The sequence below is a fragment of the Tyzzerella sp. An114 genome, from assembly GCF_002161055.1.
Lineage (GTDB): Bacteria > Bacillota > Clostridia > Lachnospirales > Anaerotignaceae > Fimicola > Fimicola cottocaccae.
In genome coordinates this window covers 188,921-203,426 of sequence record NZ_NFLT01000002.1, presented here as the reverse complement: position 1 = coordinate 203,426, position 14,506 = coordinate 188,921, and the positions used below count along the sequence as shown (strand labels likewise).

At 33.1% G+C, this 14,506-nt stretch carries 14 protein-coding genes; 1 reads left to right on the top strand and 13 read right to left on the bottom strand.

Annotation, left to right across the window (positions count from 1 at the left end; translation table 11 throughout):
• Positions 1–31: 31 nt before the first annotated feature.
• From B5E58_RS02765 to B5E58_RS02710, 13 genes are all read right to left on the bottom strand, one after another.
• A complete protein-coding gene (locus B5E58_RS02765) occupies positions 32–1,462 on the bottom strand; it encodes an FGGY-family carbohydrate kinase (protein WP_088108156.1) in 1,431 nt (476 codons plus the stop codon).
• Between the two features lie 39 nt (positions 1,463–1,501).
• Entirely contained in the window at positions 1,502–2,287 is a 786-nt protein-coding gene (locus B5E58_RS02760; RefSeq protein WP_088108155.1) for an SDR family oxidoreductase, read from the bottom strand.
• 243 nt (positions 2,288–2,530) lie between these two features.
• Entirely contained in the window at positions 2,531–3,415 is an 885-nt protein-coding gene (locus tag B5E58_RS02755) for a damage-control phosphatase ARMT1 family protein (protein WP_088108154.1), read from the bottom strand.
• 32 nt (positions 3,416–3,447) lie between these two features.
• Positions 3,448–4,017 (bottom strand): glycerol-3-phosphate responsive antiterminator, encoded by a 570-nt coding sequence (locus B5E58_RS02750; protein ID WP_443080021.1) that lies wholly within the window; start codon positions 4,015–4,017, stop codon positions 3,448–3,450.
• 40 nt (positions 4,018–4,057) lie between these two features.
• Positions 4,058–5,335 carry a BCCT family transporter gene (locus B5E58_RS02745; RefSeq protein ID WP_275532712.1) on the bottom strand — a complete coding sequence of 426 codons (1,278 nt, stop codon included), beginning with the start codon at positions 5,333–5,335 and terminating at the stop codon, positions 4,058–4,060.
• Positions 5,253–5,663 carry a BCCT family transporter gene (locus B5E58_RS13865; RefSeq protein ID WP_275532711.1) on the bottom strand — a complete coding sequence of 137 codons (411 nt, stop codon included), beginning with the start codon at positions 5,661–5,663 and terminating at the stop codon, positions 5,253–5,255. The genes B5E58_RS02745 and B5E58_RS13865 overlap by 83 nt, the downstream gene beginning before the upstream one ends.
• Positions 5,656–6,177 carry a hypothetical protein gene (locus tag B5E58_RS02740; protein WP_088108152.1) on the bottom strand — a complete coding sequence of 174 codons (522 nt, stop codon included), beginning with the start codon at positions 6,175–6,177 and terminating at the stop codon, positions 5,656–5,658. The genes B5E58_RS13865 and B5E58_RS02740 overlap by 8 nt, the downstream gene beginning before the upstream one ends.
• A gap of 29 nt (positions 6,178–6,206) precedes the next feature.
• Positions 6,207–7,199, bottom strand: a complete 993-nt coding sequence (locus B5E58_RS02735; RefSeq protein ID WP_088108151.1) for an electron transfer flavoprotein subunit alpha/FixB family protein — start codon at positions 7,197–7,199, stop codon at positions 6,207–6,209.
• A 2-nt stretch (positions 7,200–7,201) separates the two neighbouring features.
• On the bottom strand, positions 7,202–8,002 hold the full coding sequence (locus tag B5E58_RS02730) for an electron transfer flavoprotein subunit beta/FixA family protein (RefSeq protein ID WP_088108150.1): 801 nt from the start codon (positions 8,000–8,002) through the stop codon (positions 7,202–7,204).
• Positions 7,999–9,405 (bottom strand): FAD-binding oxidoreductase, encoded by a 1,407-nt coding sequence (locus tag B5E58_RS02725; RefSeq protein WP_242956578.1) that lies wholly within the window; start codon positions 9,403–9,405, stop codon positions 7,999–8,001. Before B5E58_RS02725 ends, B5E58_RS02730 begins: the two co-directional genes overlap by 4 nt.
• 16 nt (positions 9,406–9,421) lie before the next feature.
• Positions 9,422–10,366, bottom strand: coding sequence for an electron transfer flavoprotein subunit alpha/FixB family protein (locus tag B5E58_RS02720; protein WP_088108148.1), 945 nt, complete (start codon positions 10,364–10,366; stop codon positions 9,422–9,424).
• Positions 10,363–11,178, bottom strand: a complete 816-nt coding sequence (locus tag B5E58_RS02715) for an electron transfer flavoprotein subunit beta/FixA family protein (protein ID WP_088108147.1) — start codon at positions 11,176–11,178, stop codon at positions 10,363–10,365. Before B5E58_RS02715 ends, B5E58_RS02720 begins: the two co-directional genes overlap by 4 nt.
• Complete coding sequence (locus B5E58_RS02710) at positions 11,179–12,633, bottom strand: FAD-binding oxidoreductase (protein WP_088108146.1); 1,455 nt, start codon at positions 12,631–12,633, stop codon at positions 11,179–11,181. It lies immediately after the preceding gene.
• A gap of 454 nt (positions 12,634–13,087) precedes the next feature.
• Between B5E58_RS02710 and B5E58_RS02705 the strand changes: the two genes are divergently transcribed.
• Entirely contained in the window at positions 13,088–14,305 is a 1,218-nt protein-coding gene (locus B5E58_RS02705; RefSeq protein WP_158097648.1) for an MFS transporter, read from the top strand.
• Positions 14,306–14,506: the final 201 nt, after the last annotated feature.

The window sequence follows — 14,506 nt, the reverse complement described above, 5'->3', positions numbered from 1 at the left end:
TTTCTTTCCGAAAACCTTTAATTTATTTTAATTATTTGAATATTTCATATGTCTTTTTGAGAACTGCATCTGTATGATTTGTTATGTCTTTATAAATAGGACACATCTTAGCATAAAGCTCAACGTTCTCTTTGTTAGGCTCAAATACATCTTTAACTTTAACCATTTTTTCAACAGCTTCATCGAATGTCTTGTATGCTCCTACTGCAACAGCTGCACATATTGCAGCACCAACACCAGCAGCACCATTTACAACATTACGTTTTGCAGGTATACCGAATACATCAGCAAAAATCTGCATGAATAAATCACTGTTAGAACCACCACCTGTGATGATGATATTGTCAAGTGTAACACCAAGTTCTTCACACATTTCATCAACACGGTTTTTCATTGTAAGAGCAATAGCTTCAAGTATTGAACGATACATATGAGCTCTGCCATGTCTTCCGTCAAAACCTATCATAATACCTTTTTTGTAAAGGGCATCTGTTGGAGCAAGCCAGTCAAGAACTGTCATAAGACCATCACAACCAGCTGGAACGCTCTCAGCTTCAACACTTAACATTTCTTCTGCTGACATTCCCTCATCTAAAGCCATGTGTTCATAGCTCTTTCCAAGTACATTTTTAAACCAACTTACTGTCCACATACCTCTACGGATACCATTACTTTCATATAAGTAGTTATGTGGTGTTGATGCGAAGTTTGACCAGAAGTTAACTGTATTCTTTGGATTTTCTGTTCCCTGCATCATAGCAGCTATGTATGTTCCTAAAGAAACACAAGCTGTTGTTTTACCTGTACAACCAACTCCAAGACCTTCAACAGCTTTGTCATTTGATGTAGCTACAACTGGAAGACCTTTAGGGAAACCTGTTGCTTTTGCAGCTTCTTCTGTGACATAGCCAAGTATATCACCAGGCATTACAAGGTCAAAGAGCATTTCTCTTGGAATTCCGTAGTAATCAAACTGTTCGCCATCTGGAAGCCATTCCCATTTATCTGTATCCATTGGCCACATTCCCTGATAGTTTGCTGCTGTATCTTTAAATTCACCTGTAAAACGGTGTGTAATATATCCTGATGAAGTTGTAACATATCTTACTTCTGGATTTGTGTGTTCATAAGGTTTTGAAACTCTAACGTCCATCCAGCTCATAGCAGGCTGTGCAAGTGTTCCATCTTCTTTTAAGTATGCACGACAGAAACGTATTGTACATAAACCAATACCAAGTATGTCTTCAACATTTCCCTTAAAGTTTGCCATACATTTTTTACCGGCAACACATATAGCGTCCCACCAGTCATCGTCAGGATGTTCAACTATTCCTGGTTCAGGTAAATCATAAGGTCTTAAAGGCTCTTTACCTTCACATACTATGTTTCCTTCAAGGTCAAAAATTATTATTTTAGCACTCTGAGAACCTTCATCAACACCGATGATATATTTTTTGCTCATTTGTTTCATCTCCTGATTTCGAAATATTTTTTAAGGAAATTATCTTACTAAGTATCCACCATCAACAACAACAAGTGTACCATTTACATAGTCTGAAGCGTGGCTTGCAAGGAATACCATTGTTCCCATAAGGTCCTGTCTTTCTCCCCAACGGTCAGCTGGAATATGCTCTTTGATTTTGATGAATTTTTCATCGTTTGCACTACCTGTTCCTGTTGTCATGCTTGTCTGGAAGTATCCTGGAGCGATACCGTTTACTGTAATTCCGTATTTTCCTAATTCATCAGCATAAGCTTTTGTAAGTCCCATTAAACCAGCTTTCATTGCAGCGTATGCAGGTGAGCCAAGTCCACCAAGGAATGAGAATAATGAACAAATGTTGATGATTTTACCACTTCTCTGTGGAATCATATATTTAGCAACTGCATGGCTTAAATCAAATGCTCCTGTAAGGTTGATAGCTATCATTGGGTCCCATTCTTTTCTTCCGAACTCAAGAACGTCAGCTATTTTACAGATACCAGCACAGTTTACAAGTATATCAATGCTTCCGTATGTTTCAACACATTTTTCAGCGATTTTATCGCACATACCATCTTCTGTAAGGTCTCCCTGCATGAATGTGTATTTAACACCACAGTCTTCGATTAATTTTTTTGTTGTTCCGTCATCATCTACAAAAGCGAATGTAAAAATGTTTGCACCTGCTTTTGCAAGAGCAAGAGCGAAAGCCTGTCCTAATCCGCTGTTTCCGCCTGTTACTATTGCGTTTTTACCTTTTAAGTTAAAGAAATCAAGTGAAAAATCATTAATATTGTAGCTCATTGTAAATACCTCCGTAATCTCGAAAATTATATTTTTTAAAGTTTTAAAGATGTATTAAAGAGGACTCAAACTCCAATTTGTATCTGCGCACCATACAAAATTGGACAAAAAAAGAGCAACTTCCATCTATGCAATATTAGATAGAAGTTACTCTCTCTCGTACTCTTTAGTAACTGACTTTATTATAAGCCTACTGTATCACATTGTCAATAATACTAAATACTCAAATAAATATCAAAATTTTTATGCATATTGCACAATTCTTTTTTCATTTGCCAAAACTGGTGTAAATCTCTCAACTCCAAATTTTTTAACAAACAAATCACACTTACAGAGGAACATATAATACACATTAATTCCTGAACCTCTTAATGTTTCAAAGTTACCCTGTCCTTTTGCAATACATAAATCAGCTTCATAAACAGCTTTTTTAGCCTCATCTGAAAGGACTTCAATCTGTGTTCCAGGTATAGATGTACCATTTGAAATAACCTGTGCAAAATCATTCATACATATTTCTAACGCATCTTTTATTGTTGCATCATTAAGTGTTGGCACACCTCTAACCATAACCTTTATATTCAAATGTGGATACAATTTTTTAAGAACTCTTATAAAAACCTTATCCAAAACAATTTCACCGGCATTGTCGGTAATATAAAGAAGGTTTTTGCCCTTTTCAATATCATCCTTCAAATTTGAAAGCTCATCAGATGAAAGCTTTATTTCTTCTCTCTTTTCAAGGAGTTCATTTAATTTTCCTTCGTCAACAGTGTCCATTGCACCAAAATCTATATAGTTTCCTGTTATGGCACATTTTACAGCTGACTCAAAAATATTATCAGAGTTCATAACTATGTTAAAAAACTCATCTTCTCTTTCAATAAGAAGTTTATTATACTTCTCTTTAGCGTCTTTATATGTATCTGTAACACCTAATTTATTTTCAAGAACAAGCATTGTCTTATTCATTAAGACAGGCGCACTGATATTGTCATCACATTCAGACATTATTTTAAAAACATCTTTTATTATCTCTATACTATCAGTATCAGAAACATTATATTGATTAAGAAGACCTTCTATTTTTCTGATACAGCAGTAATAACACTGAAGATTTGCTCTCATAAAATCTCACCTTAAAAATAAATATAATAAAATCAGCAGTCCCAAAGTTCTATTTTTGTTGTTGAAACAGCCACAGCACCTGTTTTTAAAGCTCCCATTATATCTTCTTTATCCAATATAAGACCACTTGCAACAACAGGCTTTTCTATACCTTCCATAAGGTAATGTATTACCTTTGTAAGACCGGCAGGCATAAATTCAACAACATCAGGGTTACTTGCTTTTACATGTTTTTCTATATTTCTATATGTCATAACGTCCATCATAAAAAATCTTTGTATTGTAAAAAGACCAACTTCATTGGCATGTTTTATGAGTGACGGTTTCATACTTATAATACCATCGGCTTTGGTATATTTTTTTATAAAATCAACACTTATTTCTTTTGGAGAAAGTCCAACAATAAGGTCTATATGTACTATAACCTTTTTTCCAGCTTCTTTAAGCTCATCAACTATATCTGCAATATTGCATATATCACCATAAAGTATATACACAATATCTGAATCAGAATTTTTTGCTGGTTCAATCCATTCATCGCCTTTTATAGCAGGTATAACCGGACATATATCTGTTGATTCCATAAAATGTTTTATTGTCATTGCCATATTATTTAATATCCTCCTGTTTTTAGAAGAGCTCTTATTCTGTCTCCTCAATAGGTAAACGCTCTGATTTTATAGGATTACCTTTTTCGTCATAATCCTCTTTATATTGGTAATACTTTCGAGGGTTTTTAGCTATTTTCAAAAGTCCCGCAGCCATACATATTACAAGGAACATATTAGGGAAGCCGCCAAGATTTGAAGCCGCTTTTATTCCGTCAATTCCAGCAAAACTTATAAGTATCCATGTCATAAGAGCAATAGATACTCCCCATACAGCTTTAAGCCATGCAGGAGACTCTTGTTCTTCCTGTGTAATGCCTTCTGTACAAAGTCCAGCCATAGCATTAGTATTTGAGTCAGATGCAGTAACAAATGAAATAAATACAATAAAAAGATAAAATGGTATTACTATTATAGCAAGAGGAAGCTGGTCAAAAACAGCATATACAACAGACTCAGAGCCTTTCTGAAGCATAATGTCATAGAAACCAAATCCGTTAAGTTCATAATATATAGCTGCTGTTGAGAAAAGTCCCATCCATATTGTAGCAAAAACTGAAGGTATAACAAAGTTACAAATTATAGCTTCTCTTATTGTATATCCTCTAAGTATTTTACCTAAAAATACAGCTGTTATAGGAGTCCATGCAAGCCAGTTACACCAGTAGAATATAGGCCAACTCTTTGCCCATGAGTCACCCATTATTTCACCTGTATAAAGACTCATTCTAAAGAAGTCTGATATGTAAGCTCCAAGAGATTCCATTGTAAAATTAAGCATAAAAGCAGTAGGTCCAAATATAAGAAGGAATACTAAAAGTACCATATAAACCTTTGCATTTATATCTGAAAGTATTCTAATACCCTTCATTACACCTGAAATACTTGATATAACAAATGTTATAACAATTACAGTTATTATAACACCCCAAGATAACGGTGCACTCTTTATGCCAAATACTCTTTCAATTCCTCCACCTATTGTAAGTGTACCTGTTCCAAGAGACGCTGCCATACCTGCAACAAGAGCAAAAAGACATACAACGTCTATAATTGTATTATACTTTGTAACCTTTTCTCCAAAAAGAGGTATAAGAGCAGAGCCTATTGAATACTTAGCTTTCATATTATAGAAAACGAAAGCAAAAGTAAGAGTTGCAACAGTATAAATAGCATAAGGAGACCAAGTCCATTCAAGAAGCATTGTTTTCATAGCAAAAAATGCTGCCTCAAGACTTCCCGGTTCTGCACCTGAAAACTTTGCTGGTGCATACAAATGATACATAGGTTCTGCACAAGCCCAGAAAAGAATCCCTGCAGCAACAGTTGTACAGAGAGTTATCCATGTAATGATTTGTAAAAGACATTATAGGACGCATTTTTCTGCCACCTATACGCACTCTACCAAGAGGTGATATATATACAGCAATAACTGTAAATATACAAAATATAACAGTTGCATTAAAAAGCCATGCAAAATTATCAAGTATCCAGCTTGTAACAGCATTAAGGCTTGAAAGGAAAAGGTCTCCATTTACAAGGCTAACTGCAACCATGGCAACAAGTAATATCCAAGGAGGTAAAAAAACCACCCATTTTACTGACAAATCTATTGTTTTCTCATTAGAAAATTTATCCATTGTTTGCCTCCCTTCCTGTTTTTATCTTGATTTTATGGATATTATTTTTATCCATAATAGAGATAAAACGCTCTTTATCGGAATTATTAAATATATTTTTAGGGATACAGAAAACATCATAACCACATTTTATTGTATAGATGTTTTCTGACTCTAAAAAAATAACTTTATTATCCGAAAAGCTTACAAACTTTCGTTCATCACCGAAAGTTATTCCTTTTTCATTAAGCCATATTTTATATATACCTCTTTCAGAAGCTATTTTTATGGCTTTCCTTTTTCTCAAAAAACCCGGTATGTACAATATAAAAAACATGGAAAGAATTAAAATGACCAATACAAAGCCAATAACAATATATCCTGGATTTCTAATATAGAAAAATAGTAAAAGTATACCCAACACTGTCATAATATAAATATTTAACCTCTTAAAAAGCCCTTCTCTTTTCCAATTTAAACACAGAAGACTTTCCTCTATCTGTGGGCTTTTTAAGGAATATTCAAAATGAAGCATTGCTTTACTCCTTTTTTAATATTAAAAAATTATAAGCCTTTAAGGCTTTTAATAAGTTCTGGCACAACATCATACAAGTCAGCACATATAGGATAATGTGCAATTTCAAAAATTCTTGCATTAGGGTCAGAATTTACAGCAATTATGTTAGGAGTTGTTTTCATTCCGGCCATAAACTGAACCGTACCAGAAACCCCAAAAGTTATCATACATTTAGGACAAACAGTATTTCCCGAAAGTCCTATCTGCTCTTTATGGGTCATCCAACCTTTCTCTACAAGGGCACGACTTGAGGCAAGTTTTCCTCCAAGAAGCTCTGCAAGCTCTCTAAGCATATCCAAATCTTCTTTCTTTTTAACTCCTCTTCCTGCAACAACAAGTATATTCTGATTTACAATACTATCTTCTTCAGCAGTATCTTCTATATTCAAAATCTTCATACTGCTCTCTTCAACATCAAGATTTTGAACAAGGAAATCAGTATTTTCAACAAAATCAGGTTTTACAGGCTGCATAACCTTTTCACGAACAGTAGCAAACTGTGGTCTTGTATTTTCTGTAACTATTTTAGCCATTATATTTCCGCCAAAAGCCGGTCTAATTTGCAAAAGATTGCCATTTTCATCAATATCAAGTTCTGTACAATCTGCTGTAAGTCCTGTTCTATAATTAACAGCAAGTCTTGGAGCAAGTGCTCTACCTTCTGCTGTTCCTCCTATAAGTACAATTGAAGGATTAAGTTTGTCTATACAATCCTCCAAAGCCTTCTCATATATATCAGGCTGAAAAAATTTATCTGTCTCATATAAATAAGCTGATTTTACGGGAAATCCTTTAATTTTTTCTCTCACAAAATCAATATCTTTTCCCACAGCAACAATATGAACAGCTTCATTTGATTTTTTTGAAAGTCTGTATGCCTCACCTAAAAGTTCAAAACTTACAGGACGAATTTCATTTTTAAAAATTTCAAAATAAACCAATATACCACTGGAGGAATGTACTTTTTCTGAAATATTCATTATTATTCACCCTCCTCACAAGTATCAAGATTATTTAATATTTTTAAAATATATTGTGAAGCCTCTTTTCCGTCCTTTGTAACAACATCTCTCTTTGCTGTTCTTTCAGGAGGGAAAATTTTTCTTACTCTTGTAGCAGAACCTTTGAGACCATAATTGTTTTCATCTTTATCAGAAAGATTTTCAAGAGTTATTCTCTTAATCTCTTTTTTTCTGCTTGCCATTTTAAGTTTTAAAGAAGGCATTCTCGGAGTGAATATGGACTTTTCAACAGATAAAAGACAAGGATAGGCTGCCTGTATTACAGACAGCCTTCCATCTAACTGGCATTTGACCTGTATGTCTCTCTCCGTAATCTCTAAAAGCTCATTTATCCAGTTCATATGTGGTATGTTCATCCATTTTGCAACAGCACCGCTCACCTGAGCAGTATCTCCGTCAGTGGTTTGCTTGCCGCATAATATAATGTCAAAATTCCCTGTTGATTTTAATGCTTGTGTCAAAGTGTATGATGTTGCAAGAACATCAGCACCAGCAAAAGCTCTATCACATATCAAATATCCGTCATCTGCTCCCATTGCGAAAGCATCACGGATTACATCTTCAGCTTTATCAGGTCCCATTGTAAAAACAACTACTTCCCCGCCTATTTTTTCTTTTATTCTCAAAGCAGTTTCTAAAGCTGCCAAATCATAAACATTGACAATAGAAGGAAGTCCTGTTCTTATTATAACACCTGTTTTTTCGTCCATATTTCCTTGAGAATATGCCGGAACTTGTTTCATAAAAACTGCTATTCTCATAAAATATTACCTCTATTCAATATCATATCTTTATCAAATTCATCTTTGAGAGCTTTACACTCATCAATATAATCTTTTGGAAGTAAATCTGAAAGTATCTGTTTTTTAAGCTTTCCTATTCCATGTTCACATATTATTTTACCTTTTTTACTCTTATAATCAGAAGCCCATTTTCTTATAAGCTCTACACCTTTAACATATTCATCATAGTTTTCAGGCAAAATATTTACATGAAGATGATTTTCAAGGCCATGACCAAAAACACAACCTTTAAGACCTGAACTTTCAAGACTACTTCTATATTCTTTTAAAATTTGAGAAAAACTTTCATCATCTATTGACATATCTGTTCCCAATTTTGTAATTCTCTTATCATCACGTCTTTTTTCTTCAATGAAAAGATTTGCTGTTTCCGGTGCAGCATGACGAAAAGCCCTTGTTTTTTCCACCTCTGTCTCTCCTGAAACAGCCCAAGCAATATCTGGGTCACTATTATACATAACAGCAGTTTCCATAAGTTCTCCTGCTATTTCTTCTATTCCCTCATCATCACCATGTATTTCAATATAACACATTCCGGCAAAATTGCTGTCTATATCAGGCAATTCTTTTATCTTTGCCATATCCGCTTTTCTTTTTTCAATAAGGTTTATAGAATTTCTATCAATATATTCAAAAGCTCCTATAAAAGCAGTATCTGATTTTGGTATATTATTTTTAATAGCATCTGTAAAATTACCAGCATCCTCTTCAGTCTCAAAAAAGAAACTTATACCCCAAACTTCTTGTGGCTTTTTAATAAGTTTTAAAGTTACTTCGCTTATTATACCTGTAATTCCTTCTTTTCCCATCACTTTGTCAAAAAATTCAGGGTTATCGTTGTCAGAAATTATATTAATTATACCATTAGAACTAACTAACCTCAACGATTTAATATATTTTTGTACATTTCCGTAAACAAAACCACTTATTCCTTGAGCATTAGTGGCACATATTCCACCAACAGTAGCTGATGTTTCGGTTGGTTCAGGTGGCCAAAAAAGTGCTTTTTCCTTAAAAATTCTAAGTATTTCCTTTTTAAGGTCTATAAGATTTATGCCAGGCTCAACTGTTATAAGACCAGTTTCATCATCAAGTATTTCATAACCTTTTACACTGTTCATGTAAGAAAGGTTCATTATATGACCACCTAAAGGCACAGCAGAACCTACAATTCCAGTTTTTCCTCCTTGAATTGTAACAGGTGTACCTTTTTCTTTCATTTCTTTGAGTATCTCAATTATTTCTTCTTCATTTTTTGGAAATGATATACTTTCCGCATTTCCTGTAAATTTCGACTCATCTATTAGATACTCCTCATACTTATCACTCATTGGAAATATAAGTCCACTTTTTTCAGCCACTATGACCACACCTTCCTCATTTAATATATTTTTTGAGTTCTTCAACAATTGCTTTAAAATCATCAACGACAGCAACATTCGATTTCTTTATTATAGCAGATTTTTCATCTGTATTTATAGAAACTATAAAATCGCTTTTTTCTATTCCGGCATAAAAAGCAGCAGAACCTGAAACTCCGGCAGTAATACATATTTTAGGTTTTGCCATTATACCTGAAACTCCAACAAGTTTATCCATAGGAGCCCAAGCACTCATGGCAACCGGTCTACTTACGCCAAGTTTTCCGCCCATACTTTCAGCAAATTCTTCAAGTTTCTCAACAGATGCTTTATCTTTCGCCCCTCTACCTGCAACAACAAGAAGTTTTGCATTTTCCGGTCCTTCTTTTTTGTCTTCTTTTTCTATATTATAATATAAAACATCATTTTCATCTGATGTATTTAAAATGCATTGCTCAATAAATATATTCTTATTATTTCCCTCTGTAATCTGTCCCTCAAAAATTCCTTTTGCCAGAGAAATAAAATAAGGAGATTTTTTCAATTTGAATGTTGCTTCCATATGATTTGAATAAATCATTTTTTTACCAAAAATACAATCATCTGAAAGACTCATATTTCTTACGCCCACAAGAGAACTTCCATTTTTTCGGACAGACATTCTCACAGAGTTTTCAGAAGAAAAATTATCAAAACCATATATATGAATTGCCTCATCATCAATATATTTTTCACAGGAATTTAAAATGTTTTCCGGTATATATCTATCAGAGGTAATGAAAACAACATCATTTGTAGGTGCATAAACTGAAAGTTTTTCAAAATCACTGTTTTCTCTACAAGCAATAATTGTTTTTCCTTCTTCTATATCACTGCAACATTCTTTTATAAATCCTAAAACTTCAAGAGATTGCTTTTCAAATTCATCAGAAAATCCGTTTAAAAATACATGATATCTCATAATTTTTCAAGCCTCTCTTTCAGATATTCATTATAAAGTTTTAAAGCCTTTTCAGCCGGAGTACTTCCTTCTATTATTATTCCTTCTCTACCGTTATCTGGTTTTTCAAGACCACATATTTCAACAGTAGCTTGTCCTAATTCATCAGTTACTCCTAAATCTTCAGGCTTATAAATTTCTATTGGTTGTTTTCCAAGTTTCATTCTGTCTTTAAGTGTAGGAACTCTTAAATAAGATTCCGCAACATTTCCAACAGAAATTACACAAGGAGTTTTTACAACTTGTGTCAATATACCTTCGTCAATCTCACTTATTACTTTTATGTGATTATCATCAAAAGGTTCCATTTTCATAACATTTGTTATACATGGCCAGCCGAGATATTCAGCAAGAATAAGAGGTGTTTTTTCATTATTACCGTCAGAAGTCTGACGTCCCATAACAATAACATCTTTGTCGCCTGTTTTGTTCACGTATCCGGCAACAGACCTTGCGACTAATTCAGGTCTGAACCTAAGGTCATCATTACATTCAACTCTAACGGCTTTTCCATACCCAAGAGCATAAAGAGTTCTAAGGTAGGAATCGCATTTTTCATTGCCTATTGTAAGTGCTTCAAATCTAAACAGCACGTTAAAGCCTTCTGATAAATCAGAAAGCTTTAACATCATTTCCAAAGCACTTTCATCAAAACAGTTCCACATATTTTTGACATACTTTACATCTATGTAAAAGTTTTCATCATAGACCCAGTCATCTTCCGGAAGCATATCAAGGTCAGGAACTATTTTAAAGCACCCAAGTATATTCAATTACTTTCTAAGTGGGATTAATGTTCCCATATTCATAATTCCGTTAGGGTCAAATGCTTTCTTTAATGTGTCTAACATATAGAATGATGAACCGTATTCTTCGTGAACATATTTAGCTCTTGCTTTACCAAGACCGTGGTGGTGAACTATTGATCCGCCATATTTAAGAACCTGCTCGCAGATAATCTGGTTAATTCTGTCATGATATTTATTGATTTCTTCTTCTGGTGGACAATCAACTACATTGTAGTAGTATACGAAGTACATGTTTGTACCATTTATGTAACTGTGTGAAGAATGTCCTCCCATTAATGTCATGTCTGGAACTTCTTCCATTATTCTGTCACAAGCTGTTTTGTAGATTTCATAAATGCAATCCCAGCATCCTGAAACTTCTGTTGTGATACCGATATTCTTTGTAGCTTTGATTTCTTCTCTTTCCTCAGCAATCTGTTCTGGACCCCAGTTTAATCCAGCGAACCATTTTTCAAGTATCTTAGGGTCAACTGGCTCTAATTCTGGATGAGCTGACATTAATTCTTTGATACCTTTTTCAGTAGCTTCTGTAACACCAGCAGGACCTTCTGCCATCCAAATTAATACTGATTTTCCTTCTTCAAGCCAGCTGCTGAAGTGCATAGCTGCGTCAGCTGCATCGTAAAGACGAGCGATTGATGGTTTGTATCCAGCTACCATTACTTCACGTAAGCAATCGAAACCTAATTTCATGTCATCTAATTTGTATCCTACGAAACGGTTGTTTTCTGGCTGATATTTGAATATTTTAACTGTAACTTCTGTTATAAAGCAGATAGCACCTTCATTACCACAGATGATGTGTCTGATGTCTGGACCAGCTGCTCTTCTTGGGATGTTTTTGATTTTGCAGATTTTACCATTTGGGAATACAGCTTCAAGTCCAACGATCATATCTTCAATTCCACCATAGAGTGTTGAGAACTGTCCGATACTTCTTGTAGCTACAAGTCCACCCATCTGAGCAAGTGGTTTTGACTGTGGAGAATGTCCTGTTGTATATCCCTGTTCTCTTAACATATCGTCAAGGTCCTGAAGAGGAACACCACACTGGCATGTTACCTGCATGTTATATTTGTCAACTTTGATAACTTTGTTCATTGTAGAACCATCAATAACGATTGAGTCCTCTAATGCTGTTTCAAGTCCGCCCTCGATAGCTGAATGTCCTGTTCTTGGAACTACGTTAATCTGATTTTCGTTAGCGAATTTTAATACTTCTGAAACTTCTTCAGCACTGTGAACATATACTACTGCAGCTGGAATTGGCTGTGTATAAACTTCCATAACCTGCTCATATTTTCTGTAACGGTCAATGCTGCTGTCTTTTAATACTTTTTCGTCTGTTATAACGTTTTCTTTACCAAGAATGTTTACTAATCCTTCTACTATCTTATCTCTTGAAATAATTGCTGCCATAATCGTTTCCTCCTATGCATTATATTAATATTATTATTAATTTATAATTGACACGACCAAAAGGTTATGTGTAATCAAGTTTAAACCTGCGCACAATTTATATCTATGATTACACATAAAAAAAGAGAAAAGCAACACTAAATGTGGATTATATTTCCACACTCAGTTACTTTTCTCTCAAATCTCTTTCGGTAACTTGGTTACAGTATAAAACTTTATTGGTTTATTGTCAATTGTATATTTTTTATATTTATTAAGCATATTTTTTGTGCACTTTTTCAAATGTAAATTTTATATTAATTATTGACTTTAAATATTGCAGTAAATTATCATATACTTAACATTATAAATATAGAAATTGCTATTTGCTATCTTAAGAGCTTTTAGAGTTAAAAGAGTAGTTTGCATATATATGTAAATTACTCTTTTTTTATTTTTAAGGAGGTGTATTAAATTGATAAAGCATAAAGACAAGCTTGTAATTACATCAATAGCAGCAGGATATAATCTTATATATAATCTTTATGTAATGAAAGCTCTTTATTATTCCACAATGATTGAGGGATTACATCTTACCCATTATCAACTAGGTAGAATATATAGTATGTATGGTATACTGGCTATGTTCTCTTATCTTTGCGGAGCTTTCTTTTTAAAGAAATTTCAATCTAAAAAACTTATATATATTCCTTTGATGATAACTTCATTTGTTTCACTGTTTCTTGCAAGCTTGCCATCATATACATTAATACTATTAATGTTTGGAATTGCAGGTTTTACCGTTGGAGCAACATTTTATCCTGCTTATTTAAGTATACTTCATAATACAGGCAATCCTGAAAATCAAGGTAAAGTTTTTAGCACATTCTTTTTTATGAATAGTATTTTTGGAAGTATATTTTCAATAATAGGTTTTAAAATAATATCATTAATGAATAATTCTGAAAGCCAAATAAGATTTCTATTTTTATTTTACGGTATATTAACATTTATTTCTGCAATATTTTCAATTATAACTTTAAAAGATATAAAAGATACTGAAAAAGATGAAGGCAAAAAATTTGATAAAAAACAAATAATGGCAGTTGTAAAAAACAAAAATATATTTTTAACTATAATAGTAGTTTTTGCAAATTATGTAGCTGTTGCAAATTTTACATACATCCTTCCATATCTTTCATATAACTTTAATCTTCCAGATTATGTTTTAAACACAATATCAGTTGTAAGAATGTATCTTATTATAATAATAGCAGCACCTATTGCCGGTTCAATAACAGATAAACTTCAATCATCAGCAAAACTTATGAGAATATCTTTTATATTATATATAGCAACTATTTTTATAATGGTATTCATTTTTCCAAGAAACCCTATAATGACCATAATATGTTCAATAATGATATGTTTTTTTGCTTATGGTGGAAAAAGTATGGCTCTAATTACAATAGATGAAACTGGAATATCAAGAAAACTTTATGGTGTAGCAATAAGCTATATATCTTTTGTGGCATATTCTCCTGATGTATTTTATTTTTCATTGAGTGGTTGGATATTAGATAATTGCAAAACATATGGTTATAGTATAGTATTTGTTATGTCAGCTGTTATATCTCTTATAGGTTTAATAGCATCATCATTACTTATCAAAAGAAAATACAAATCACAATAAATTCATTGTATGTTTTGTATAATTATCAAGTATATTTTTTATCAGTTTTAAACATATTTTTTATTTTTTCAAAAAAAGTGTTGATTTTATTTTAACTATATTCTATACTGATTACAAGTTACAAGAGTGTAGAGAGAAGTAACGCTATTGATATCAATAGCCTTGCTTCTCTTTTTTTATGCTCACAAAACAAAAGAACTG

Coding starts and splice junctions, on each gene's coding strand:
- B5E58_RS02765 (WP_088108156.1), bottom strand. CDS start 1,462: ATGAGCAAAAAATATATCATCGGTGTTGATGAAGGTTCTCAGAGTGCT.
- B5E58_RS02760 (WP_088108155.1), bottom strand. CDS start 2,287: ATGAGCTACAATATTAATGATTTTTCACTTGATTTCTTTAACTTAAAA.
- B5E58_RS02735 (WP_088108151.1), bottom strand. CDS start 7,199: ATGAATATTTCAGAAAAAGTACATTCCTCCAGTGGTATATTGGTTTAT.
- B5E58_RS02740 (WP_088108152.1), bottom strand. CDS start 6,177: ATGCTTCATTTTGAATATTCCTTAAAAAGCCCACAGATAGAGGAAAGT.
- B5E58_RS02720 (WP_088108148.1), bottom strand. CDS start 10,366: ATGAGATATCATGTATTTTTAAACGGATTTTCTGATGAATTTGAAAAG.
- B5E58_RS02710 (WP_088108146.1), bottom strand. CDS start 12,633: ATGGCAGCAATTATTTCAAGAGATAAGATAGTAGAAGGATTAGTAAAC.
- B5E58_RS13865 (WP_275532711.1), bottom strand. CDS start 5,663: ATGGATAAATTTTCTAATGAGAAAACAATAGATTTGTCAGTAAAATGG.
- B5E58_RS02750 (WP_443080021.1), bottom strand. CDS start 4,017: ATGACAATAAAACATTTTATGGAATCAACAGATATATGTCCGGTTATA.
- B5E58_RS02730 (WP_088108150.1), bottom strand. CDS start 8,002: ATGAGAATAGCAGTTTTTATGAAACAAGTTCCGGCATATTCTCAAGGA.
- B5E58_RS02755 (WP_088108154.1), bottom strand. CDS start 3,415: ATGAGAGCAAATCTTCAGTGTTATTACTGCTGTATCAGAAAAATAGAA.